At 69.3% G+C, this 2,212-nt stretch carries 3 protein-coding genes; 2 read left to right on the forward strand and 1 reads right to left on the reverse strand.

Annotated features, from left to right (window positions below; genetic code table 11):
• A partial coding sequence (locus BIS11_RS15795) for an anhydro-N-acetylmuramic acid kinase (protein WP_253586510.1) occupies positions 1–641 on the forward strand: 641 nt, incomplete at its 5' end.
• Between the two features lie 21 nt (positions 642–662).
• Here the strand turns inward: BIS11_RS15795 and BIS11_RS15800 are convergent.
• Positions 663–1,700 (reverse strand): type IV pilus twitching motility protein PilT, encoded by a 1,038-nt coding sequence (locus tag BIS11_RS15800; protein ID WP_253586511.1) that lies wholly within the window; start codon positions 1,698–1,700, stop codon positions 663–665.
• A gap of 32 nt (positions 1,701–1,732) precedes the next feature.
• Between BIS11_RS15800 and BIS11_RS15805 the strand changes: the two genes are divergently transcribed.
• On the forward strand, positions 1,733–2,212 hold a 480-nt coding region (locus BIS11_RS15805), incomplete at its 3' end, for a YggS family pyridoxal phosphate-dependent enzyme (RefSeq protein WP_253586512.1).

The following is a 2,212-nucleotide window of genomic DNA, read 5'->3' on the forward strand; positions in this document are numbered from 1 at the left end:
CCGAGCGCCTGATTCTCAACCTCGGCGGCATCGCCAACGTCACCTGGCTACCCGCCGATCCCGCCGCGCCGGTGCTCGGCTTCGACACCGGCCCCGCCAACGTGCTGATGGACGCCTGGTTCGCGCGCCACGGCGCCACGCCCACGGCGCGCTTCGATGAGGGCGGCGCCTGGGCGAAGAGCGGCCGGGTGGACGAGGCGCTGCTGGCACGTCTGCTGGAAGAGCCTTTCTTCGCGCTCGCGCCGCCGCGCAGCACCGGGCGCGAGCTGTTTCACGAGGCGTGGCTCGACGCTCGCCTGAGCGGCGAAGAGCGCGCGGTCGACGTGCAGGCAACGCTTGCCGAGCTGACCGCCGTGAGCGTAGCCCGGGCCATCGAGACGCTTCTGACAGGCGCTCCCCCCATCACGCTGATCACCGGCGGCGGCGGCGCCCACAACACGCATTTGATGAGCCGGCTGGCCCACCATCTGCCCCACGCCACGCTCACCTCCCCCGCCGCCTTCGGCTGGCCGGAGGACTGGATCGAGGCCGGCGCCTTCGCCTGGCTCGCCCACCGGCGCCTGGAAGGCCTGCCCGGCAACCTTCCCTCGGTGACCGGCGCGCGCGGCCCCCGAGTGCTCGGCGGCCTCTTCGCCGCGTGAGGCACCCTCGCGGCTCGGCCCTCAGGGCTTGGTGAGCACGCCGTTGGCCCGAGTCTGGGCCTCCTCGAAACTCACCTTGCCCTGCTTGACCAGCGCCGTGAGCGAGGCGTTCAGGGTCTGCATTCCCAAGTTCACGCCGGTCTGCATCGCCGAGTAGATCTGGGCGACCTTGTCCTCGCGGATCAGGTTGCGCACCGCCGAGGTGGCGATCAATATCTCGTGGGCCGCCACCCGCCCGCCGCCCTGCTGCTTCAACAGCGTCTGCGCCACCACCGCCTGGAGCGACTCCGAGAGCATCGAGCGCACCATGGACTTCTCCTCGCCGGGAAAGACGTCGATGATCCGATCGATGGTCTTCGCCGCCGAGGTGGTGTGCAGCGTGGCGAACACCAGGTGCCCGGTTTCCGCCGCGGTCAGCGCCAGCCGGATCGTCTCCAGATCGCGAAGCTCGCCCACCATGATCACGTCCGGGTCCTCGCGCAGCGCGCTTCTCAAGGCGTTGGCGAAGCTGTGGGTGTCGCGGTGCACCTCGCGCTGGTTGATCAGGCAGCGCTTGCTGTCGTGGACGAACTCGACCGGGTCCTCGATGGTGAGGATGTGCTCGAAGCGGTGCTCGTTGATGAAGTCGATCAGCGCCGCGAGCGTGGTGCTCTTGCCCGACCCGGTGGGCCCGGTCACCAGCACCAGGCCACGCGGCAGCATCGCCAGGCGCTCGAACACCTCGCCCAGGCCCAGCGCCTGCATCGACAGCACCTCGCTCGGAATGGTGCGAAACACCGCCCCGGCGCCGCGCGCCTGGTGAAAGGCGTTGACCCGAAAGCGCGCCACCTTGGGCAGCGCGTAGGAGAAGTCGGTCTCCAGCTGCTCCTCGAACTCGCGGCGCTGGCGCTCGTTCATGACCGCGTGGATCAGCGCGAGCACCTCCTTGTGGGTCATCGCGGGCACGTTGAGGCGGTGAATGTCGCCATCGACCCGGATCATCGGCGCAAGGCCGGCGCTCAAGTGCAAGTCGGACGCATTCTGCTTTGCCGAGAATGCCAGCAGTTCGGTAATATCCATCTCTCTTCCCCGGCGGTATGAGGTACCTCAGTATGGCAGAGATCGCGCTAGGCGAATCCCTGGAACAGGCGCGGTCACGTCTCGCCCGCGCCCTCGACGCCGCCGGGCGCCCGGCGAGCGGTGCTCGGCTGCTGGCGGTCAGCAAGACCAAGCCAGCGGCGATGGTGCGCGACGCCTGGCACCACGGCCAGCGCGCCTTCGGCGAGAATTACCTGCAGGAGGCGCTCGACAAGCAGCACGCGCTTTCGGACCTCGACGACATCGAGTGGCATTTCATCGGTCCGCTGCAGTCGAACAAGACCCGCGCGGTGGCCGAGCACTTCGCCTGGATGCACAGCGTCGAGCGCGAAAAGATCGCCCGGCGCCTGAGCGAGCAGCGCCCCGCGCACCTGCCGCCGCTCAACGTCTGCCTGCAGGTCAACATCAGCCGCGAGCCGAGCAAGTCCGGCGTCGCCCCCGAGCAGACGCTGGCGCTGGCTCGCGAGGTCGCCACGCTCCCGGGGCTCGCGCTG

It is taken from the genome of Halomonas sp. 707D4 (assembly GCF_024158685.1).
Lineage (GTDB): Bacteria > Pseudomonadota > Gammaproteobacteria > Pseudomonadales > Halomonadaceae > Vreelandella.

Coding starts and splice junctions, on each gene's coding strand:
- BIS11_RS15800 (WP_253586511.1), bottom strand. CDS start 1,700: ATGGATATTACCGAACTGCTGGCATTCTCGGCAAAGCAGAATGCGTCC.